This is a genomic window from Bacillus sp. 2205SS5-2 (genome assembly GCF_037024155.1).
Taxonomy (GTDB): Bacteria; Bacillota; Bacilli; order Bacillales; family Bacillaceae_K; genus Bacillus_CI.
In genome coordinates, this window is the sequence record NZ_JAYKTS010000034.1 from 20,549 (window position 1) to 42,280 (window position 21,732).

Genomic DNA, 21,732 nt, shown 5'->3' on the forward strand with positions numbered 1-21,732 from the left:
TTTTAAACCTTGTAGCATCATAGGTCAACCCGCTGTTTTTTTAATTAAATTTTCCCACAATTCCTTTAATTCATTCCAATCGCCCTCTTTGCTTGCACCATACAACCTTTTTTCATAGACTCTTGTCAACGAGGTCATTTCCCTTGTACCGAAGAAAGAGTCGATATAATGGGCATATGAGCGTAGCGTTTGGTCATCTTCCTTTTTTAATCCGTAACGCTCAAGTTGGCGCAACAAAGCTACATAAGCTTTCATAAAATTTTTATCTTGCTTCTTATTTCCATAACGAATCATTAAAACATAAGGTAGCCACTTCGCTCGGCGAATATACAAGAATAATAGAAGTCCTACGAGGACCGTTGTCCCGGAGAGAAGTTTAAACCAATGATTTATGAAATAGTTTTTCACTTTCGTCCCCGTCGATTCACTCTCAGGAGAAGAACCATCACTTAGTTCATCCGGCATTAAATCTTGATCCGGTGTTTCAGTTTTTTCTACCGGTGCCACTACTTCTTCGTTGGGATTTTCATCGGTCGGTTCGTCTAACGTTTGCCGATAGTTCACGGAATTACTAAAGCCTACGGTCGGTTCAAATGGAACCCAACCTGCTTCAGGGAAATAAACTTCCACCCATGAATGAGCATTATTATTGGTTACATCATATTGTTTATAGCTATTTTCTAATGATTTCACAAACTCACCATCTGTAAATCCCTTCACCCATCGGGCTGGAACACCAACAGACCGAAGAAGAACCACCATCGATGTAGAATAGTTATCACAATAGCCTCGCATGGAATCAAATAGAAACTGGTCGACATAGTCATCTTCCGGACCCGGAATTAACACATCTTCTTGATCATACACAAAGCCATTTCGGCGAAAATACCCCTCAACAGCTCTAGCCTTGTCATACCAGTTGGTTTCATTACTCGTAATTTCTTCTGCTAGTAAACTTACTCTCTCTGGCAACTCTGGTGGAAGCTGAGTGTAAAGTTGGTATAGTTTCGACTCTTTTAACTCTTCGGCACCCTCCATCTTCTTCATGTCATCAATTATATAAGCTGGCTCACGGTAAGTGACCGAATATTCCTTGATTATGACATTTTTATCGTTTTTCGTCGGACGTATTTTTTCTGTTAATATGTTATATGTCATCTGTAAATCTTCTCTAGTGCCAAAAGTGACCTTTTCTAGTCCGTAGGGGTACGCGACATGAGCGTAAAAATTCGAAATGGCTTTTACATTTTCCTTCACTTCTTCTTTTGTCGGATCATGAAACAAATAGGGGATTGACTGTTCTTGTTCAAAAGAGGTGGAATCTTCGCCATTTTCCACAATCCAACCTTTTCCGGTATAGACACTTTTCGTTTCTATCTTCCAATAATGCCCATTTTTTACTTCAGTTTGATAAATGAGGGTATCATCCCCTATAAATGGTCCCCCTAGAACCGAGTCATTTTCACCATACCCAATTTTGCTGACTCCTCCAGGTCCTACCCCGCTATCTGGATTTAAACTTGTAATATATGGAACAGGATCTGGCCATTTCGGCTGCTGAGCTTTCGGAGCGATATAAGCAAATAGCGAGGTTAGTGATACCATAAGCAATAATGGGATGACCCATCGCTGAAAAACACGGCCAGCATTTCGGAAGTTTTCCTTAGAGGATAGCTTCTCTAATGCCAATAACCCGAGCAAGATAAAGCCGAGAATGACTGTACGGATAATAGAGAACTTCGCATCATAGACTGTGAAGGTATCTAGAATCGCAATATAGATGATCGTCACTACAAAAAAGAGAAACATACTTCTTTTAATATCGAGCCAGTAGTTTACCAAATACGTCATTAGCCAAAGTAAGATAAAAAACAATAGCGTGCGGAGTGGATTGGTTAATTGTGTCCATTCCTGCTGAAAAATCCAGCCAACACCCGCAAAGACATCGCCTAGCAACAGACCGACCCATTCAAAGCTTAGAAGGGGCACGGAATAGTAGAGTGCATGAATGCTATACAACACTACTAGTGTTTTCAGGGCGAGAGATAGCCATACACTTGCTTGATAATAAGCTAAACAAAGAGACATAAAAATAAAAAACAAAAAGTAATTGATATCCCCCGTGTCTGTTACTACCTCTAGAGGACGTAGCCACTCCCAAAGTAAGATGAAGCCCATAAGAAAGAAAGTGGCTCGTTGCCAATTTTTCTGTACATATTCACTCATGCTCGTTTCACCTCCGAAAAGGCAGATTGAAATTGCCCTTCACGACAAACCTTGACAACTATCCCTCGAGAAGCAGCTAACGCCTGCATACTTTGTTCATTCAAGCTGAGCTTCTCGTCTTTTTTCTTCACTAAAAAGATGACAACCGAAGGATTATTTTTAGCATAGTGTTGAAGAGCATAAATGGTTTCTTTCGCCAAAGTTGAAGTGACCATCAGCATCGTTGCTGACTGCTGATAATTAATTCCTGCTCCTTCTAAAATTTTCGCTAATGAAGAAGGGCTATCATCTTGCACCTTCGCTAAATGGTAAAACAATTGTTGCATTTGCTCTTGTCCATCTCGAATCGGTGAGGAATAATAATTTTCCCCAAATGACAACAACCCCGTCTGCGCTCCCTTTTTCAAGACAGCTCGGATGACCGATGCTGTAAAAGTTACAAGATCATCAAAAGCCGGAGCAGGCGTACGGTCTAACAACACTAACACATCATGAGACTGTCGTTCTTCAAACTCTTTCGTTTTTAATGTATTCGTACGGGCAAATGACTTCCAGTGTATCCACGAAAAACGATCTCCCGATTGATATTCACGAATACCCGTTGCCATCGTCGTGTCTTTTTGGATTTTAATATTTGAAGATGCCAACCCTTGATCAAACTGATTTTCTAGAGGGCGATAAATCACCTCGACATAGGAAGGATACACGAGCACCTCCTCGTCTAGCAGGATTAGACGTTCTTTCGTAAATAGTCCAAAAATATCTCCTGTACCTATTCGTATACCTGAAAAAACATGCTCTCCTCGGGGAAGTTGATCGACGGTGTATTCTAGTTGGATCTCTCGTTGAAACCCAGGATAAACAATACTTTTTGCTACATCATAGGGAGAATAGCGAAAGATTGTCGGCGTAACCAAATCTTCTACTAATAAATAAAATAACGGAAAAGGAAATCGTCTTCTTATGGTAATCGTAATAGTTAGAGAATCCCCTGCTTTCAAAGCCTTTGTCTTTAGGTTTCGTTCTACTTCCATTTCTGCTAACGGGTAAAAAAACAACAATAGCGCATAGAAAGAAAAAGGAAGAAAACTATAAAAGAGAAACCAGCTAACAAATCCTCCTTGAAACATTGCGTACGAAAACGTAACTCCCAAAAGGAGAAGCAGTAGCAAAATCTTCCCAACTACTTTTACCCATTGAAGTTTTTGTCTCATTTACCTCACAACCTTTTGAATGGGAACAGGAATGCGGGCGATAATTCGATCAATAATTTCCTCCGCAGTAATACCTTCATAGCGGGCCTCAGATTTCAAAATGATTCGATGAGAGAACACAAATGGCGCTAAAAATTGCACATCATCCGGAATGACATAGGATCTACCATATAAGAGTGCATAGGCCTGACAAGCTTTCATCAAGGCGATGGAACCACGCGGGCTTGCGCCTAAGTACACACTTGCATGCTGTCGTGATCTCGTAGCAATCTCGACTATGTATTTTTTTATCGTCGTATCCACATGAATCTCCTTTACCTGCTCTTGAAGATCCATTAATTCCTCCAATGTCATCACCGGAGTCAAATGATCAATTGGTTGAGATCTTTGCGCGCGGTCCAAAACATCCATTTCTTCTTGAATACTTGGATACCCCATTTTCATCTTTAATAAAAAACGATCAAGTTGCGCTTCTGGAAGTGGGTACGTCCCCTCATACTCAATCGGATTTTGAGTGGCCATTACGAAGAACGGAGTACCTAGTGGTCTTGTTACCCCATCAATCGTTACATTCTTTTCTTCCATTCCTTCTAATAAAGCAGATTGGGTCTTTGGCGACGTCCGATTAATTTCATCTGCCAGTATAATATTTCCCATAATCGGACCAGGGCGGAATTCAAATTCAAGTTCCTTCGGATTATAAATCGACACCCCTATCACATCTGATGGAAGTAAGTCAGGCGTAAACTGTATCCGTTTAAATGCAGCCCCAACAGACTTCGCTAATGAGCGGACCATCATCGTTTTTCCCACTCCTGGTACATCCTCCAACAACACATGCCCACCAGACAATAACGCTACAATACTTAACTCAGCTACCTCTCTCTTTCCAATCATGACCTTCTCAATATTATCTATCACTTCTTTAAGCTTGGCATGTTGAATATCTCTCATCAAAATTCTCCTCCCGCAACTATAGATACTATTTAATTGTCTATCTACTAATAATCCATTGAAAATTCAAAATTATCCATACTCTAACTATATTAAAATGCGAGACCATTGTATACAGTCTCACGTGAGAAAGTGCAATGTTTGTACAAACTATTGATGGATATTAACGAATTGATTATCCTCATAAAGAGGGTAATGGTCGACTTATGAGGATAATTTCTGGAGCCTCTTCCAAAAGAATTGCTAGAATTACTATCTCGTTGTAAATATCAAGAAAACAACATGAAATCAGCTTACGAAGATCATATGCTAGCTGGTGCATTTTTTAAATAGGCTCTTTTCGTATAATCTGTTGCTCTTGGCAAAAGAAACAACAGGTAGTAAGGTTTTTTCTTTTGATTTTCTATTTTCTGTTTGAAAATGAAAAATTTCTTGTTAGGAAAAGTGCACAAATTCTTACCAGCAAAGGGTTTCACTCCTATTCGAATCAGTCTATAAACGTTGATATAGCTTTGTTTCAGGCATCATTTCGTCTATTTTTGATGGAAATCATCAGTGAAATGGGCAATTTAATTAAAAATCAGATAAAATAGCCACAATGTATACGAAAAACTCGATGGCAGCGCTCACGTCACGCCGCCACCACCTATCATGAAAAAAAGTAATTTCAACCCCAATAATGGTATAAACCCGATATGTTTAAGGTAAACTTACTAATTTGACGATACCTAAATATTCCTTTTTTCATACAAAGAGCCTTGCGAAAACAGCCTGAGAAGAAAACCACTTAAAAAAGGCGCAGGTTCTTAACTTTGAATAAAGCAGAAAAGAACGCAAGCAGATTATTTAATCTACTTCCGCTCTTTTCAGTTGCCAATATCATATTAGACGTTTGCCAGCTCCGCTTTCCTTATTTCCAAAAGTCATCGAAGATTGTAATGGGCAGATGACGTTTGTGCTGGGTCTTAAGATAATGTCCTTCTATAACTTGTTGGACTTTTTCAGAAACTTCTTTGCCTTCTAAGTAATCATCGATTTCATCATAGGTGACACCCAGTGCCGCTTCGTCTGGCAAGCCTGGACGGTTATCTTCTAGATCCGCTGTTGGTTTTTTCAAGTAAAGATGTTCTGGTGCGCCAAGTTCTTTTAACACCAACCTTCCCTGCCGCTTATTTAAACGGAAAATCGGCACCAAGTCGGCTCCTCCATCACCAAATTTCGTATAAAATCCTGTTACCGCTTCGGCCGAATGGTCAGTACCTAGCACCACACAGTTCTTCATTGAGGCAATACTAAATTGAACCTTCATTCGCTCACGAGCTTTTTCATTCCCTTTAACAAAATCAGATATCTCAATCCCTGATTCAGCCAACGATGAAACGCTCGAATCGACAGCTGGTTGAACATTGACCGTGATCAATTCGGAAGCATTCATAAATTTGATGGCTGCTTGTGCATCCGCTTCATCCGTTTGAGTACCATACGGAAGTCGAACTGGATAAAAAGAATATTTATCAGTTGAATTTTCTTGATTCATTTCATCGACGGCCATTTGCGCAAGTTTCCCCGTTAATGTAGAATCCTGCCCCCCTGAAATTCCGAGAACAAAGCCTTTCAAAAAAAGATGTTTCTTTAAATAGGCTTTCAGAAAATCTATACTTTTTCGAATCTCTACTTGTGGATTGATTTCTGGCTGAACCATCATTTCTGCAACAATTTGCTTTTGTAGTGAGTTCACTTCATTCACTCCTATTTTACAGCTTTTGGTTGTATGCACACGGAAAAAATTACGTTTTTCTGATATGTGTTTACTATATCACATCCTTTTTTATTCTTCTCCTTTCTATCCTCTTTATTCATATGGAAAAACCTCACCGACGTAGTTGATAAAGTTTTTCGTAGGAAAGCCGGAGATCACATCATGAACCCGACTGGACAGGGCCGTGTTTTGAAGCACAGTTTGTGTGAATTTTAGATGTCTACCCCAAATATGAATAACCGTCAAAAGTCTGTTACGGCGGTTTAATGACTTTACGAATAAATACCTCGACCTAATAAAACATCTCAAGACAGTAGAACTGTAAGCAAACTGACCGTGAACTTCCGCGAGCTCTCAACACTTAATATTTTCAGCACGCAGGGACATTTATTTAATAACGCCTCTTTAGCATATGGGATACTTCATGTGAATTATCTCTCCTAAATGAATGGATAATTGTGCTAATATTAAATTAGGTAAACGAAAAGTTCACAATAATTTAAGACCTTCAAAAAAATAGAAGCAAGTAACTAAAATATGAATAAATATTAGTAGGAGGAAAATATGAAAGTAATTATATATTTGTATAATGGGTTAACTGTGCTTGATGCTATTGGACCTTATGAGGTTTTAAGAAATATTACAGGTACTGAAGTGTTCTTTGTTGCTGAAAAAGCAGGTAATATAAAAGCTGATTCTGGTTTTATTGATATTAACGTGAAATATAGTATCGATGATATGGTTGAAGCAGACATCTTGATCATCCCAGGATCCACCATAAGTTTTATGAATGAAATGAAAAATGAAAAAGTATTAAACTGGATAATGGAAGTAAATAAAACAACAACATGGACCACATCTGTTTGTTCAGGCTCATTAATACTTGCTTCGGCAGGTCTTCTCTCTGGGTTAAACGCAACATCGCACTGGAAACCTATCAATCTACTAAAAGATTTTGGAGCGACTCCAAAAAGAGAAAGGGTAGTTGAACAAGGAAAATATATCACAGCCGCAGGAGTATCTGCAGGTATAGATATGGCTTTATATCTTTCAAACCATATTGTTGGAGAAGATGAAACCAAAGCTATTCAACTTGCAATAGAATATGATCCACAACCATTATTTAATTCAGGGAATTATTTAAATGCGGATGAAAAAATCATTAAAATCGCTGATGAGAAATTAACAAAAGATGCGAAAAAAGGCCTTGGATTAATAGGTATGATAAAAAACTCAAAAAACATTCTTAAACTGAACAAATAGCCGGATTCGCCAAAAATACTTTCTGTTAGTTATTAGGAATAACTAGATACTGGAATGAACATTTTCTTGAATTCCAACCTCAACAATAACCCTAACTGTTCCGATTATCTAAAGATCTTAGACTCATTCTTAAATTCATTACATAAACAATGTAGTGAGATAAAGCTACTCAACGATGTCTCAACTCTCAATCTGATACCATTATTTCTACAAACAAAAAAACTGTTTTCGCCAAGAATGTGACTTTTCGAACCCGTCTATAAACGGTGAGATAGCTTTGCTTCGGGTATCTCTTCGTCTATTTTTGATGAATATTAACAACAAAATGAAGGATTGAATCTAAAATTAGATGAAATAGTAACAAGGTATACGAACCCCCCATGTCCCTCACAGACACCGCAAAAGATAAAAATGGGGTCTAGCGGTTTAATCTTAATCCATTCAGTCAACGATGATTTGGTAGAAACTAAGATGATCTTCGTACCTGTAAGAGACACAAGTTAACAACCACTTCCGCTAGATGCCACCGAAATGCATATAGCGGAAATAGGTATTGTTATGAAAGTGCAGGTAAAAAACAAGAAATCTACAAAAAAAGAATTCTGTCTACTTTTCAAAAAACGGATTAGCCCTTGTAGGGAGGGTGCTTTTTTACGCCAAAATCAGCATCAAAACCTATTTCATATAAAAAGAGCCAACTAAAAACAGATTACGCGTCCTTCCTATCGCATAGTCACATTTAAAGATGCAATCCTCTTCATCCATAGGGAAATAGGTTTGAATTTCCTTTTTCCTCTATTTAATAGAAATGAATTAAAATGGGGTGACGATAATAACCATTTTTCTTCGTAAAGGCAAGCAAGATCACATGACCATCCTCATCTAAATAGATATTATGTAGCTCATGATTTCTTACTATATATTGGGTATTTAATATATGGAATAAAATCCAATAGATTGCAATAGATCTAGATTCATCCTGTATAATAGAAAGTAACATTTATTGAATGGGGACCGGACATATGAGCAAACGTGTAGGCGTACATCCAAGTGAAAAAGATCAAGCAGCTCAAGAAATAAAAGCAGCCATCAAAGGAAACAAAGATCTACGAATGCTCGAGCGCTATCAAACGATTTTGATGGTTCTACGTGGGGAATCCTATCCAAACATAGCGGAAGTAGTTGGACGAAGGATTTCCACACTCTACAATTATAGTAAGGCGTATCGTGAGGGTGGACTGGATGGACTCCAAAGAGATCTTCCCACGGGTCGAAATCGGAAACTCACTCCCGATCAGGAGGAAAAAGTCTATCAAACGATTGTGAACCAAACGCCCGTTGATGTAGGTTTTCCAGTGGAAAGGAATTGGACGGCTCCTATCATAAACAAATGGATCAAGCAGGAATTTAACATTTCCTACTCAGATCGTGGCGTGCGGGCATTGCTCTACCGTCTCAATCTGAGCTTCACCAAACCAACGTATACACTGGCTAAAGCTGATCCTGTCAAACAAGAAGCGTTCAAAGAAGAGTTTAAACAGCTTAAAAAAAACTCCTAGATGGGGAAATAGACCACATCTTATTTGAGGATGAACCCATGATTCGAGACTATCAAGCTTTATCACGAACTTGGTTTGCCAAAGGTCAACAAAAGATCATTCCGACCTATGGAAAACATTGGGGTGCAAAGTTAATTGGTACGTTGGATTACGAGACAGGAGAGGTATTCTGTATCCAGGAAGAGCGCTATACGGCCAAGGAATTCCTGTCCTTTCTCGAAAAAGTGATCGATAAATATAATGGAGAAAAGATTGTCATGATTTTAGATAACGCGAGAATTCATCATGCAAAACGTATCCAACCGTTTTTAGAACAACATAAGAACCTTCTTACTTTGGTCTACCTTCCGCCTTATAGCCCAAACCTTAATATGATTGAAGAACTTTGGGGTTGGTTAAAGTCATCTGTCATCAACAATGTATTCTTTGATTCTGTTCAAAAAATACGTAAAGCTGTTCAAGGGTTTGTTCGTCACATCAATAAAACGCCAGAAGTCACTATGAATCGGCTGTGCATGCAATTCTAAATATTTTTTACCGAATATATAGTTCATTAATATTCTATTAATAAACGGCTTGTAACCTGTTCATCCCTGTTACCTCCTTTCTGTTTTAGTGTATCCGCCTGCTAATGAATATGATTCTGAATTACTTGTCAATTGAACCTAGCTGATCCTTGTAATTACGACTAAACTTGCTATTTTACAGTAAAAGGCACATCCATTTGAAGGATGCGCCTGACCTTGTCTATACCTTTAAATCTCGCTTATTATAGAAAACAAATGTTACGACTGATAGGAGAATGATGAGACTAATCGATAAGAAAATAAAGATGGCTTCAAATCCACCACCATACATAATATTCTTTGCTTCAAAATATTTAAACGGAGTAATAAATCTTAAGAATTCGATTTTTTCACTTAAATCAATGGCGATCGAAACGATAAACGTTATTAGCAATACCGTCGTCGCTAACGCGGTAGCTTTGTGCGGCTTCTTCGACACGGCCGCAACCGAGGTTCCAATTGCGAGAAATAATAATTGTAAAATCAACATCCCCGCCATCGTGATTGCGATATTGCCTACAATGGATTCCCCGTCACTGTAATTTCCAACAATGAAGATACTTGAAACCCAAGTAATTATCGTCAAAATCACTACATTCGTTAAAGCTGCGAGGAATTTGATGGTAATGATTTTCTTTCTTGCTACTGGTTTCACGAATAAAAATTCGGTCGTGTGATCTCGCTCTTCTTTCGAAATAATTGTCGCGCCAAGCATCGTTGCATGAATGGACGCCATCAACACAAGATACATAAATAGAACGCCATAATACCCACTTACCGTAGAAACATCCAGAGTGCCTACACCAGACAAAGCTTGAAGGGATTTTGGCATCTGTGAAATTAAATCATTCATCGATTGACCGCTGGAAGAAAAACTGCCGAATTTAGCCATACCCGAACCAACCATAGCCACCATCCCAATACACCAGATAATCAGTGATTTACGGTGCGCCTTCATTTCTTTTCTAAAGATGTTCATGAACATGCCCCTCCTTTTCCAAAAATGCTATACAGTATGAATGTCCTTTTTGAGATATAGTATATAGCTAGCTACTAAAGAAATGATCATTATTCCCAACCCCGTAATGATATAGGACCATTCATAACTAGAATTCTGCATAATATAGGCATTATCAAAATACTTAAAAGGAGTGAAATAACGACCAACATCATCACTTGCCGCTACCATACCAATCACAAAAAACATAAACACAATACCCAGTGAAACAGATACAACAGACTTGATTTTAGAAAAAAGAACAGAGACAATGATACCGAGCGCAAGGAAAATAAGCTGTAAATAAAATAGTGAAAGGGAAATCAGCATGAAGACTTCAGTACTATAGGCCTCGTTCTTAATAGCATTTGCCATAATCGTAGCGGCAGTGATAAAAATAATATTCGTAAAGACCAATGACGTTAACGACGCCAATAGCTTAGAACCAAGGATTTTTCGACGAGCAATAGGTTTTGTAAATAGAAAATCTGCTGTCTTCTCACGAACCTCTTTAGATCCAATCGAGATACCTAAGTTCATCGCTTGAATGGCTCCACATAAGGTGATATACACGAAAGTATACGAATAAAACCCCACAACAGAACCAATAGTATCTATCTGAATCCCTAACGCAGCTCTTACCCCTTCCGGAAAGCCCGCTAATAATTTCTTAAACTCCTCAATTTCCTTTGTAATGGCCGGAAACATGGACATAAAGAATACAACTAAAACGACTAGGGCTCCTGTCCAGATTAGAGTAGACTTGCGAATCGCCTTCAGCTCATACATAAATACATTCATAAAGGATCACACTTCCTTTTCATAATAATGCATGAAAATCTCTTCTAGATCGGGTTCCTCGATCCATAAATTCGCAATTCGAGTTTCACCAATCTTCTTCATAATGGTATTGATGTCACCTCTGAACAGGAAGGTGACTACCTGATCTTTGTTCTCCAGTTTACTTACACCAGGCAGATCGAAATAATCATTGTTTAGCGGACCAGCCAGTTCTACCTTAAATTTCTTATGATTATTTTCTTTTAGTGTGCTAATCTTTTCGACCTGAACGATTTTTCCGTCTTTAATAATGGCAACCCGGTCGCAAAGTCGCTGCACTTCACTAAGAATATGTGAGGAGAACAAAATCGTCGCTCCTTTCTTATTCTCCTTCTCAAGCAAGTCAAAGAATTTTTGTTGCATCAACGGATCCAATCCACTGGTTGGTTCATCCAAAATAATGAGTTTGGGTTCATGTAGTAATCCTTGAATAATGCCTACTTTCTTTTTGTTACCGAGGGACAAATCATCAATTTTCTTAGTTAAGTCCAGGTCGAGGATTTCGGCTAGTTCATTCATTCTCTTTCGGCAATCCTTCTTATAAAAGCTTGCAGAATAGTTCAATAAATCCATTACCTTCATATTGTTATAATAGAAAACCTCAGCGGGTAGGTAGCCCACTTCCTTGGCAATTTCAGGAGCAAACTTAATACAATCCTTTCCAAATATTGTCGCACTCCCGCTGGTCGGATAGATTAATGACAATAGCGTTCTAATAGTGGTTGATTTTCCTGCTCCGTTCGGTCCAATAAATCCAAAGATTTCTCCTTCTTCAACATTGAAACTGATATCAGAAATCCCCCGTGAACTACCATACATTTTCGTTAATTGATTAATTTCAATCACACTCATTGCTTACATCCTCCCTTTCACCTATCCATCCAGCTATCTGTAAAATGAATTCTTGAGTACTTCTATATAAGAGTCTATTTCAGCTACAATTTCTTCATGATCCAGTTCATCTATTGATTGTGATTTGAGTTTTTGCTGTTGAGTGTTTGCATATCCCTCGAAGGTCCAATAAATAATTTCTATTGCCTTCTTAACATCAATGCCTTCTTTAAATTTCGTAACATCAATATCAGCAAACATCTGCTGAAAACCACTATAAATTAAATCCGCTTTTATTTTGTTAATCTCCATGCTGACTTCCGGTGATTTCTCATTGTATACACTGAGGAGAAAACTGATTAGGTCTGGATATTTCTTAAATAATTCAAGTTTAATTAGAGACACTTGGTGTAACCTAATGAAAATATCTTGATTATTCCAGTCGACACGTTCTATAACCATTTCTGATAAAAAATCTGAGGCATTCTGATACAACGAAAGATACAATTCTTTTTTACTGTTGAAATAATGAAATAACAATCCTTTTGAAATTTTCGCTTCCTTCACAATCGCATTGGTAGAGGCATTCTGATACCCATTTTGTGCAAAAATCATTGTCGCAGAATTAATTATCCGGTCCTCTTTTTCTGGGTCGATGTTTAACGATTTGAACAAAACAATCTTAACCTCCCCTCTCTAAGGGATAGAATTGACCAGTGTGGTCAATTCTATTATAATTCCTGTTGACCAGACCGGTCAATAAATATTATAAAAATTTTCCAGCTATGATTCACCTGGAATCAAGTGGGCGGTAAGCCTCTTTGAGGATAGGGCACGGACCACGGGGCTCACTGCTCCACTATTCCCGCAGGATCCGAGTGCCTTCCGCCCTAATTGATATAGTATATAAAATTCAACATATGCTCCGTTTACTTTAAGTTCAATAATTTATATTTTCTGCAATTTAAAATTCCGGGGAGTTTTGTCGTTGATTTTTTTATAATAGTGGGTATAATTTAAAATAATTGCATATGAGAAAAGTTTTCTAGGGTTCCGCAACTGTAACGTTGGTCTGGTCCGAGAGAAAACTCACAGCTTTGCTGTGTCACGGAAGGACAAAAGCCTGGGAGATACTGTTTTACAGTTATCTTCTTGGCTTTTTTGTTTTTGGAAGGTTTTTTTCGTATACATTGTTGCTCTTGACACAAAGAAAAAACAGGCAGTAGGGTTTATTCGATTGATTTCTCCCTCTTTATCTAGAAAGAATTTTTCATCAAGAAAAGAGCACGATGTCATACAAGTCAAGGGATTACTTCTGATTCGAAAAGCCACAATCTTTGCGAAAACAGCCTTTTGGAAAATAAAATTGGAGGTGTTTTTTTAATGAATCTAGATTGGATTAAAATATTTGTTGCTGCTTTCTTTGAAGTTCTTTGGGTCAATGGCTTAAAACATGCTGATAACTTTTGGACTTGGACTGGCACTATTATTGCTATCATCATTAGCTTTTATGTAATGATTATGGCGGGAAGAAAACTTCCTGTGGGAACTGTATATGCTGTTTTTGTGGGATTAGGTACAGTCGGAACTGTCTTTAGTGAGATAGTATTCTTTGGTGAACCATTTAAAACGGAAAAAATCCTTTTGATTTTACTTTTACTAGCAGGAGTAATTGGCTTGAAATTAGTGACAAAGGATAAAGTTCAGGAAGGTGATGAATCCTAATGGCATGGATTTCTTTAATCTTAGCAGGTCTCTTTGAAATGTTTGGTGTTACTATGATAAATAAATTGCATATAGACCAAAAGTGGCAATCCTTAGTTTTGTTACTTCTTGGGTTTGGATTAAGTTTTATATTTCTTGCTTACGCAATGGAAACACTTCCTATGGGGACCGCTTATGCAATTTGGACTGGAATTGGTGCCTCTGGTGGAGCAATATTGGGAATGATTTTATACGGTGAACCTAAAGATTGGAAGAGGATCGTTTTTATTGCAATGATTTTAAGTGCAGCTATTGGACTAAAACTTGTTGCATAAAAATATATATTGAAGATAAAATCAAGCCTAATTTTCATTTGAAACGAGGCTTGATTACCTCTATAGACTTCTTCTTTTTTTACTATATGTAGATACTTTTACATGGGCAGTATACGTCCTTCTATTATTTAGGCTTTTTTTGTGAATATTGTTGCTCCTAGCACAAAGAAAAAACTGGAGGTAAGGTTTTTTGAGTTATTTTTTACTTTATATGCAGTATTCCAAATGTTATTTTTTAGAAAGGCTGTTTTCGCAAAGTTTGTTGCTTTTCGCACTACTCTATAAACGTTGATACAGCTTTGTTTCGGGCATCATTTCGTCTGTTTTTGATGGAAATAACAATGAAATGGGCGATTTAATCAAAAATCAGGTGATTTAGCCACAATGTATACGGAAAGAGCCTTAAGAAAAGAGCACGATGTCATACAAGCCAAGGGTTTTACTCCTATTCGAAAGACCACAATCTTTGCGAAAACAGTCCTGATTCACATGAACGATTAATGGCAAGGACAGTAGGACAATAGCTAAGCTATAACCGTAAAAAACTAGCTGAACAAATATCAACACACCTGAATCGCAAACAAAAAGAACACAGGAAAGATCCAAGCGGCTGAAACAACTAAAAACTTTCCTTTTCCTTAAAACCATAAATAATCCACCTAAAATTAATAAAAACGTAGAAGCATACTTTCTCATCTCCTCTAATAAGTAATAGAAGCGATCTTAGATGACAGCATGGTGTTTTACGAAGAAGGGACGAAAATTGAATTAAAGAGAGCATACATGCTGATAGATAGAGCATGACCATAAAAAAAGGAACATGAATCATTAACAATCCTGATTCTTGTTCCTTTTTTATTTCTGAGTGGAAACGTCCATTACTAAACAGCTGAATCCCCTTTACTAGATACATGCTTTATAAAATATGCTCCAACCAAAAATAAAATAAAAATCATACCTCGATGCTCTCAACTAGAAGGCTTATACGTTTCTTTTGGAATTTGCTAAACGAGAAAATAATAGTCCCAGTTCATTTCTTTTTCATACTTCTCTTTGTCCCCTATTTATCCATATCAGAAAAGGAAGCATCATTGCCCCCTTTCAGTGCTTTAACTAGCGATTGTCGTTTTTTCGCTATTCCTCAAAGTAGATTTCTTTCCTCTTAACACTAGTGCCAAAATGATAACTAATGCACTTGCGATATATACGAACACACTGCCAGTAACGGATGCCTCTTGTCCAGCGTATTGAACTGCCTGACCAGCAACAATGTACCACGTAACAAGTAAGGCATTAATAAAGGCACCTACATAAATCGTACCTGTTTTCCGATAAAAAAATGTAGAAATAGTAGCAACTAGGAAGTTAATGAAGATAAATTGGAATGCAACAATACTCAGTAATGACTTCGCTACATCAATTTCTTCGGTAGTAAAGAGAGGGATGTAGAAAATCATGAGTAGGACAACAATTCCTAATGTATTGATTCCTACGTTGGCAAAAAACCACTTCCACGCAGTTCCACGGTTTGTGGCACTTTCCCTTAAACGAAACTGTCCATGTAAAAGTGCCCCATTCACCAGGAAGAATAATAGGAATGGCGCTAAATATTTTACCATTATAAAAAATTGCGCCCAGTTCATTGGTTTAAATGCCATGACCCAAATACGGAAATCAACTAATAAAGTAGCATCTGCCACAATCGTTAGACCAAATAGTGCGCCTACAGAGTAAATAGCAAGTAAGGAAGATTTCCCAATCGCATGTAAGTTTAAATGGAAACTTTCTTTCGAATAAGATAATCCATAATTGTAAGATGCTGCTCCTTGTTTTTTGTTGCTTACAAAATGCCATACGGCAAATAGGACAGCGCCAATTATCGAATTAAACAACACCCAAATGACAAAACCGTTTGTTAAAGACTGTGGCCAGAAGCTATTAACAGGTAACCACTCTGTTCCCCATTCTTGAAATTTGTAATAGGTTAAAGCCGGTACTGCAGCAGCGATAACGGCCCCAATTGCCCATGATCCCTTGGTTTTATAACCTTTATACGCTGGTATCGGCTGAACAATTGATTGAAAGAAGTTTGTACGTAATAAGTTGGCCGCAAAGGAAAATAAGAACATGATTGCTCCTATCATTGCACCCAGTGTACCAAACTCTTTTACTTTCCATATTTGATTGGTCGAATCAACGGGGTTTGGCGCAGGAATGGCTTGCTGTAAAAAGTCTAATACATAAGTAGTTGTTTCAGCAGACCAGTGATTGGATGGATGTGTTTCATCTGATATATACAATGTCCGTGCTGATTGATTGGCAAAAGACCCGTATAATTCATTAGGAGTTACAGTGTTTTCTGTGCCAAATACCTTTTTTAACTTATCTGTATCCACAATTTGCTTTGCTTGTGGAACTTCCCACATCAGTTTAGCAAATTCATCGTATTTACCAAACACAACCGCATAGTTAAATTCCGAATCTGCTGTTACTTCCCCAGCTCCAAATGTTTCTGTTGAAGAACCTACTTGAATCACGGTATGCACCCAATCAGGATGTGCATTCGCCGCTGCAAGCGTTGACCAGCCTCCCATTGAATGCCCTTCTACTGCAACTTGGTTTGTATCAACAAAGCCCAGCCCTCTTAAGTATGATAAACCAGCAATTGCACCACGTGATGTTAATTCAATCGGCTCTTGTTCAGAATAACCATGACCTTGCATATCCATTGCTAAAACAACATATCCACGTCTTGCAAACTCAATGTTAAATGCATCCTGTACCTCTCTTGTATTAATATATCCATGCATGGTCAAGACTGCAGGGTGCTTTTCTGTTGGGTTCATGTTCGAAGGTGTAAATAATTTTGCGCTTAACATATTTCCATTATCTCCAACAAAACGAACATCCTTAACTGTTACAGTACCTGAATTTGTTTGCACATTCTGCGCGACAAGACTTCCTACTAAAACAATAATTAATGAAATAATGACTGCCCAACGGCTAGAAAAAAAAGTTTTCCTCAAGCTTATCCCCCCTAATTTTATTCGCACTTCACGGAAACGATTTCATTTTTTTATTGAAGGTGTGTTCTTAAAGTTTATTACTTTTCATACCAATCTATTTACTAGGGTATGGCTTTGTTTCGGGACAACTTTTCGTCTATTTTCGCTGAAATCAGCAGTAAAATAGTGAATTCAATCTAAAATTTGATTAAATAGAAACACTCTATACGAAAAGAACCTTTACTAAAACTCTTCACTTCCCTCCTTTACCAGAGTGAAATAGAATGGATACAAAAAGCCTCACATAATATGCTTTTCCTTTATAGAAAAAGCACTATTATGTGAGACTCCATTTTCTCCATTCACAATTATTAACTTAGTACAACTATATCTCTTTTCAAAATTAAATGTCAAGAATTTTCTGAATATTTAATTGTATTATTTTCAAAAGGTAGTTCCTCAGGTAAACAAGATGTGGTCCTTGATTTCTTTCCTCTGACTCTTATTTCTTTTCGCAACTGGATAGATGCAGTTAAAAAGATAGATATCATAGCAGCTTTTCGTCTATTTTTGCTGAAAATCAGCAGTGAAATAGTGAATTCAATCTAAAATTTGATTAAATAGAAACACTCTATACGAAAGAAGCCTAATATTAAGGGTTTGACGTATAATTTATTATTCCAATCTTATACTAAAGCTGTATTCGCCAAGATTATGGCTTTTTGCTCTTTTCCTAACGAGAAATTTTTGATTTTTAAACACAAAGTAAGAAATAGCTCCAGAAAACCTTACTGCTTGCTTTTTCTTTGTGCTAGGAGCAATAAAATTCACGAAAAGAGCTATACTATACAAAAATAGAAAGGAGCGATACTATTGGCCAAACGGACCAAGAAAAACGACGCTGAACAAAAAAACAAAAAAGGATTTGACTCGAGCACGATCGATTCAGAGTTTTCTCAAGAATTAGGTAGTGCAGCAGCCAATCAGGCACATAAAGAAAAAGCGAAAAAAGAAAAAGAATCCAAAAATCAGGGTGAATGGAAAGGTATGCATTAACTAAGTGCCAGTCACTCCCCCAAGCGTATCGATGATCGACACAACACGGTAAGTGACTGGCACTAAACACTTGGGAAACCAGAGGGACTGTCCCCTTGGTCTCTTGGTCAGCAACATAGAACATTACGTTGTTAAGTAGTCGATCCATTTCGAAACATGATTATGTTCATTCGGTTCATTGAACGCCTTTTGAATAAGGTAATAGCCTTCAGAATCATTCTCTTTGAGCCAAGTGAATGACTTCTTCGGACCTAAATACCAGCGACCGTTAAGTTCAAAATAGATTTCCAAGCTTTCTTTTAACATCCAGTGAAAACGATAGTTTCCTTCAAGATCTCCTTTTCTAGACCTCTTTTCCATCTTCTGAAGCCATCTCCTTAAAAAAACCTTCTCATCTAAAGATAGTTTCTCAGGTCCATCAGCAAATACACGCTGAACATTCTCTATAAACGGGCTAGCTTTATCGTGCTCATCAAGCAGAATTTCAGCTTGATCCAATTTCAAAAATTGGTCGTAATTGTTCATATCACTGGTTGGATGAATCCATACGTCCAACTGCTTTCCTTTAAAAAGACCTACTTCGTTATACTGTTCCATTAAATTGGTAAACCCGATTAAATCAATATCACTCTCATTTGTGTGGTCTCCTGTTACATAAGAACCGTATAAGAGTATCGTATGGCAACCATATTTTTCTTTGATATGTGCCGTGATATCAAGCAGTAATTTTTCATTATCTATCATAATACGTTTTAGCTCCCTCCTTTTATCTGTATAATTAAATGTTAGCCTTTCTCTGTCCCCTCATAATCAGCAAGCACTTTCATAGGGATTGATCTAGTTCCTCAAAGTAATTAATAAGATAGCGGAACAGTTCCTTTGTGTCACAATAGAAATTAACCTATCCTGTATTTCTTGGTTAATAATCATTATTAAAAAGAGCTATAGTAAAACATTAGCTTGATCTACGGATAATCATCATGATTAACACTCCATTTATTTATACCAAATAAGCCATTGGATTCCAAGGTGTTATCCAAATAGCCCCTAAGCCTACCAGTAATACGATCCCCCTAGAGCATCGAATAATAAAAATAGCATCAGCCGGTTTGTATGGTAGCAAATTAATCGCTTTTAAAGACAGAATGCCAAAAAGGATTACAGCAGTTCCAGTCCCTAAAAACATCTCCACAAATATCTTCTGAAAGATCGAATCAAGTTCTTCAAAATACCGTTTGATATTAAAAGTAAACAGGTTATGCAAGCTTCCTAAAACAATAATTGATATAGACAGACCTCTCAGCCATTTTTTCATTTTTTTCTCCTCTTTTACAATAGTTGTTTACCCATTTTTTTTAAAGTTTGATAACACTAATAGTCTTTACTCTGATCTTTTTGTTGCAGGACCAGAGGGACCTTCCCCCTGGTTTCCCTGGTTTCGTAAATTTTCTCGAATATGACACCCAATAGATAGGAGAAGATTAGACCGAAACAAATATGAATTAGTGTAAACTTTACTCCAAAATAATCCAATTCATATATTACAACGGGTAGTTTAGCAGTCGACCATACCCCTAAAAAAAAGACAATATACCGCAAACTTGCCCCCTTTTTGAGAAAAAGCACCGCTATGGGGAAAGCTACATATAAAGGTCCTGCAGCAATTGCACCTAATAAAAGCGTGAAAAAAATGCCATAGAATCCAGCTTTTTTACCCATATATTTTATTAGTGTTTCTTTCTCTACCCATTTGTCTAATAAACCTACCAATATTAAGACAGGGGGGAGCAACAATAACATATCTAGAATGCTAGTTCCAGTTAATTGTGTTGCTTCCCACCCTCTAAAAGGGTCCATCATAGTAAGTATAATTAGACCCATTAATAAAATGAATAAGAAACGATATTTTTTGATTTTTTTCATGCCATCACCACCCAAATAAGGAAGGAGAAGATAACAGACATTAAAACGGCGGCTGCATTTCGAGCGTACGCAAAGCTTCGTCCAAAGATTTTTTGTTCCATAGGCAAAGTTATGACCCCAACTGCCATAAATGATGCCATTAATGCAGCTACTTGAGGAAGACCTGCACCATTTTGGACCAGTGTAGCCCCAAGTGGGAAGACAACAAAGCTCGGTATTATTGAAACGGAACCGATTATTGTAGAGTAAACAATACCTAGAATTCCAGATTTCTCTCCAATTATTGAAGAGATTAAAGATGGTGTTAATACAGATAACGACAGTCCTACAAAAAGCATAATTGCTAATACATCAGGCATAATGTTAATAAACATTTTCCATGACTTTAAAAGAGCCTCTTTCGTCTTACTTTTATTTTTGGAAAAAGAAATAAAAGTAAGAATGATAGCTACAGCGTAAAGAATAGCCCCATTAATCATTATCCGACTCCTTTTTCACTTCAGTATATTTCCTAAGGAAAAATGATAAATTTTGTAGTTTCTCTTCAATATCTGTTTGGAAATCTTCTAAATTTCTTTTTCCTTCTACAGTAATCTTGTACATCCTAATCGGTTTGTCTCTATTGGTTGTATCCAAATAAGACTCAACAGCACCTTCTCTCTCTAACTTTTTCAGTGTGCGATATATTATCGCACTATCAATCGGATTGAAAGGAAGCTCTTCCTCACATTTCCGAAGAAGTTTACCTCCATAACAATCTTCTTCAGCTAGAAATAACAAAAGAAATGCGCCTGTGTGTCGGCCTGTGTGTTTCATAACATTGGACCTCCTTTAATGTTAAAACTGTATTCTATATTCTCGGTAAAAATAGGTTCTTGAATAAGGAAGTGCTTAGTGTTTGCTTGATTACTTCAATCTAAGATTTAGATTTATTTTGGGAGGAGGAATGACTATAAAGAAATCAATAACCTTTGAAGATGCCTCTGTCCGAATAGAACAGGTATAGAAAGTTATGAAAGAAACAAAGGATAGGTGTTTTTTCGAGGGTGATCAATGCATTTTGTACTTCTTTCCGTTGAAAATCAGTTGAACAAACCCATAATTCTTAATCACCATGCAAGTACCTTTGGTGTATTCGTTAAAACCTTTTGCACCACCGGATTAGAAGGGTTGAAGTTGAATCATTCACCTGGAAGACCTCTGCAGCATTCTCATGAACAAGAAAAGGTAGTGTACCAAACTATTGCAGAGAAGACGGTTATGGTTATCAATAATGTCCGTATTCATATGCAAAGCTTATTCATCTCTTTTTCGCAAGGACACTCAGACCAACTTGAGCCCGTTTTTCTTTCACAATGGCTCTTTTTATACGAAAATGGGTTTTGATGCTGATTTTGACACAAAAAAGCACCCTCCCTAAAATGGAATGACCATTTTTAAAGATTGGCTATGGCACCATTACTTGATTTAAGCTGGTTTTGATTTTTGGATATCTACCTC

General features: G+C 37.3%; 20 protein-coding genes and 1 riboswitch. Of the genes, 6 read left to right on the forward strand and 14 right to left on the reverse strand.

Going from position 1 to position 21,732, the window contains the following annotated elements; all coding sequences use genetic code 11:
- Nucleotides 1-24 precede the first annotated feature (24 nt).
- From U8D43_RS17790 to nadE, 4 genes are all read right to left on the reverse strand, one after another.
- The gene (locus tag U8D43_RS17790) at nt 25-2,226 is read right to left on the reverse strand and encodes a transglutaminase domain-containing protein (RefSeq protein WP_335872522.1); all 2,202 of its coding nucleotides are present in this window, start codon (nt 2,224-2,226) and stop codon (nt 25-27) included.
- Complete coding sequence (locus tag U8D43_RS17795) at nt 2,223-3,440, reverse strand: DUF58 domain-containing protein (RefSeq protein WP_335872523.1); 1,218 nt, start codon at nt 3,438-3,440, stop codon at nt 2,223-2,225. Before U8D43_RS17795 ends, U8D43_RS17790 begins: the two co-directional genes overlap by 4 nt.
- Nucleotides 3,441-4,394: an AAA family ATPase gene (locus U8D43_RS17800; protein ID WP_335872524.1), complete on the reverse strand. Its 954-nt coding sequence runs from the start codon at nt 4,392-4,394 to the stop codon at nt 3,441-3,443.
- 910 nt (nt 4,395-5,304) lie between these two features.
- Nucleotides 5,305-6,132 carry an NAD(+) synthase gene (nadE, locus tag U8D43_RS17805; protein ID WP_335872525.1) on the reverse strand — a complete coding sequence of 276 codons (828 nt, stop codon included), beginning with the start codon at nt 6,130-6,132 and terminating at the stop codon, nt 5,305-5,307.
- 585 nt (nt 6,133-6,717) lie between these two features.
- Here nadE and U8D43_RS17810 point away from each other — a divergent pair.
- Both U8D43_RS17810 and U8D43_RS17815 read left to right on the forward strand, forming a co-directional pair.
- Nucleotides 6,718-7,416 (forward strand): DJ-1/PfpI family protein, encoded by a 699-nt coding sequence (locus U8D43_RS17810; protein ID WP_335872526.1) that lies wholly within the window; start codon nt 6,718-6,720, stop codon nt 7,414-7,416.
- A 1,022-nt stretch (nt 7,417-8,438) separates the two neighbouring features.
- A protein-coding gene (locus U8D43_RS17815) for an IS630 family transposase (protein WP_335872527.1) occupies nt 8,439-9,502 on the forward strand; the annotation gives its coding sequence in 2 pieces (ribosomal slippage) (nt 8,439-8,960 and nt 8,963-9,502; 1,062 coding nt in all).
- Nucleotides 9,503-9,722: 220 nt separating this feature from the next.
- On the opposite strand, the gene U8D43_RS17820 is transcribed toward U8D43_RS17815, so the two are convergent.
- The 4 genes from U8D43_RS17820 to U8D43_RS17835 are packed head-to-tail and all read right to left on the reverse strand — an operon-like array spanning nt 9,723 to nt 12,884.
- On the reverse strand, nt 9,723-10,520 hold the full coding sequence (locus tag U8D43_RS17820; protein WP_335872528.1) for an ABC transporter permease subunit: 798 nt from the start codon (nt 10,518-10,520) through the stop codon (nt 9,723-9,725).
- 27 nt (nt 10,521-10,547) lie between these two features.
- Entirely contained in the window at nt 10,548-11,339 is a 792-nt protein-coding gene (locus tag U8D43_RS17825) for an ABC transporter permease subunit (protein WP_335872529.1), read from the reverse strand.
- A gap of 6 nt (nt 11,340-11,345) precedes the next feature.
- Complete coding sequence (locus tag U8D43_RS17830) at nt 11,346-12,230, reverse strand: ABC transporter ATP-binding protein (RefSeq protein ID WP_335872530.1); 885 nt, start codon at nt 12,228-12,230, stop codon at nt 11,346-11,348.
- 33 nt (nt 12,231-12,263) lie between these two features.
- On the reverse strand, nt 12,264-12,884 hold the full coding sequence (locus tag U8D43_RS17835; protein WP_335872531.1) for a TetR/AcrR family transcriptional regulator: 621 nt from the start codon (nt 12,882-12,884) through the stop codon (nt 12,264-12,266).
- Nucleotides 12,885-13,243: 359 nt separating this feature from the next.
- Nucleotides 13,244-13,341, forward strand: a riboswitch (guanidine-I (ykkC/yxkD leader).
- Nucleotides 13,342-13,592: 251 nt separating this feature from the next.
- On the opposite strand from U8D43_RS17835, the gene U8D43_RS17840 reads away from it, so the two are divergent.
- Together U8D43_RS17840 and U8D43_RS17845 are read left to right on the forward strand one after the other, a co-directional pair.
- Nucleotides 13,593-13,934: a DMT family transporter gene (locus U8D43_RS17840; protein ID WP_335872532.1), complete on the forward strand. Its 342-nt coding sequence runs from the start codon at nt 13,593-13,595 to the stop codon at nt 13,932-13,934.
- Nucleotides 13,934-14,248 carry a DMT family transporter gene (locus U8D43_RS17845; RefSeq protein WP_335872533.1) on the forward strand — a complete coding sequence of 105 codons (315 nt, stop codon included), beginning with the start codon at nt 13,934-13,936 and terminating at the stop codon, nt 14,246-14,248. Before U8D43_RS17840 ends, U8D43_RS17845 begins: the two co-directional genes overlap by 1 nt.
- Nucleotides 14,249-15,357: 1,109 nt before the next feature.
- Here U8D43_RS17845 and U8D43_RS17850 read toward each other — a convergent pair.
- Nucleotides 15,358-17,274 carry an alpha/beta hydrolase family protein gene (locus U8D43_RS17850; RefSeq protein ID WP_335872534.1) on the reverse strand — a complete coding sequence of 639 codons (1,917 nt, stop codon included), beginning with the start codon at nt 17,272-17,274 and terminating at the stop codon, nt 15,358-15,360.
- 852 nt (nt 17,275-18,126) lie between these two features.
- On the opposite strand from U8D43_RS17850, the gene U8D43_RS17855 reads away from it, so the two are divergent.
- Nucleotides 18,127-18,309 (forward strand): hypothetical protein, encoded by a 183-nt coding sequence (locus tag U8D43_RS17855; protein ID WP_335872535.1) that lies wholly within the window; start codon nt 18,127-18,129, stop codon nt 18,307-18,309.
- Nucleotides 18,310-18,432: 123 nt separating this feature from the next.
- Here U8D43_RS17855 and U8D43_RS17860 read toward each other — a convergent pair whose 3' ends face one another.
- From U8D43_RS17860 to U8D43_RS17880, 5 genes are all read right to left on the reverse strand, one after another.
- A complete protein-coding gene (locus U8D43_RS17860; protein WP_335872536.1) occupies nt 18,433-19,053 on the reverse strand; it encodes a nucleotidyltransferase domain-containing protein in 621 nt (206 codons plus the stop codon).
- A 256-nt stretch (nt 19,054-19,309) separates the two neighbouring features.
- On the reverse strand, nt 19,310-19,624 hold the full coding sequence (locus U8D43_RS17865) for a hypothetical protein (RefSeq protein WP_335872537.1): 315 nt from the start codon (nt 19,622-19,624) through the stop codon (nt 19,310-19,312).
- Nucleotides 19,625-19,680: 56 nt separating this feature from the next.
- On the reverse strand, nt 19,681-20,232 hold the full coding sequence (locus tag U8D43_RS17870; protein WP_335872538.1) for a permease: 552 nt from the start codon (nt 20,230-20,232) through the stop codon (nt 19,681-19,683).
- Nucleotides 20,229-20,711 carry a hypothetical protein gene (locus U8D43_RS17875; RefSeq protein ID WP_335872539.1) on the reverse strand — a complete coding sequence of 161 codons (483 nt, stop codon included), beginning with the start codon at nt 20,709-20,711 and terminating at the stop codon, nt 20,229-20,231. Before U8D43_RS17875 ends, U8D43_RS17870 begins: the two co-directional genes overlap by 4 nt.
- On the reverse strand, nt 20,704-21,048 hold the full coding sequence (locus tag U8D43_RS17880; protein ID WP_335872540.1) for a PadR family transcriptional regulator: 345 nt from the start codon (nt 21,046-21,048) through the stop codon (nt 20,704-20,706). Before U8D43_RS17880 ends, U8D43_RS17875 begins: the two co-directional genes overlap by 8 nt.
- 237 nt (nt 21,049-21,285) lie before the next feature.
- On the opposite strand from U8D43_RS17880, the gene U8D43_RS17885 reads away from it, so the two are divergent.
- Nucleotides 21,286-21,618 (forward strand): hypothetical protein, encoded by a 333-nt coding sequence (locus U8D43_RS17885; RefSeq protein WP_335872541.1) that lies wholly within the window; start codon nt 21,286-21,288, stop codon nt 21,616-21,618.
- Nucleotides 21,619-21,732 lie beyond the last annotated feature (114 nt).

Bases quoted from the DNA above. Each gene is read 5' to 3' on its own strand.
- U8D43_RS17875 (WP_335872539.1), bottom strand. From the start codon at position 20,711: ATGATTAATGGGGCTATTCTTTACGCTGTAGCTATCATTCTTACTTTT.
- U8D43_RS17845 (WP_335872533.1), top strand. From the start codon at position 13,934: ATGGCATGGATTTCTTTAATCTTAGCAGGTCTCTTTGAAATGTTTGGT.
- U8D43_RS17830 (WP_335872530.1), bottom strand. From the start codon at position 12,230: ATGAGTGTGATTGAAATTAATCAATTAACGAAAATGTATGGTAGTTCA.
- U8D43_RS17820 (WP_335872528.1), bottom strand. From the start codon at position 10,520: ATGAACATCTTTAGAAAAGAAATGAAGGCGCACCGTAAATCACTGATT.
- U8D43_RS17865 (WP_335872537.1), bottom strand. From the start codon at position 19,624: ATGAAAAAATGGCTGAGAGGTCTGTCTATATCAATTATTGTTTTAGGA.
- U8D43_RS17800 (WP_335872524.1), bottom strand. From the start codon at position 4,394: ATGAGAGATATTCAACATGCCAAGCTTAAAGAAGTGATAGATAATATT.
- U8D43_RS17795 (WP_335872523.1), bottom strand. From the start codon at position 3,440: ATGAGACAAAAACTTCAATGGGTAAAAGTAGTTGGGAAGATTTTGCTA.
- U8D43_RS17885 (WP_335872541.1), top strand. From the start codon at position 21,286: ATGCATTTTGTACTTCTTTCCGTTGAAAATCAGTTGAACAAACCCATA.
- U8D43_RS17810 (WP_335872526.1), top strand. From the start codon at position 6,718: ATGAAAGTAATTATATATTTGTATAATGGGTTAACTGTGCTTGATGCT.
- U8D43_RS17825 (WP_335872529.1), bottom strand. From the start codon at position 11,339: ATGAATGTATTTATGTATGAGCTGAAGGCGATTCGCAAGTCTACTCTA.
- U8D43_RS17790 (WP_335872522.1), bottom strand. From the start codon at position 2,226: ATGAGTGAATATGTACAGAAAAATTGGCAACGAGCCACTTTCTTTCTT.
- U8D43_RS17840 (WP_335872532.1), top strand. From the start codon at position 13,593: ATGAATCTAGATTGGATTAAAATATTTGTTGCTGCTTTCTTTGAAGTT.
- U8D43_RS17880 (WP_335872540.1), bottom strand. From the start codon at position 21,048: ATGAAACACACAGGCCGACACACAGGCGCATTTCTTTTGTTATTTCTA.
- U8D43_RS17870 (WP_335872538.1), bottom strand. From the start codon at position 20,232: ATGAAAAAAATCAAAAAATATCGTTTCTTATTCATTTTATTAATGGGT.
- U8D43_RS17860 (WP_335872536.1), bottom strand. From the start codon at position 19,053: ATGATAGATAATGAAAAATTACTGCTTGATATCACGGCACATATCAAA.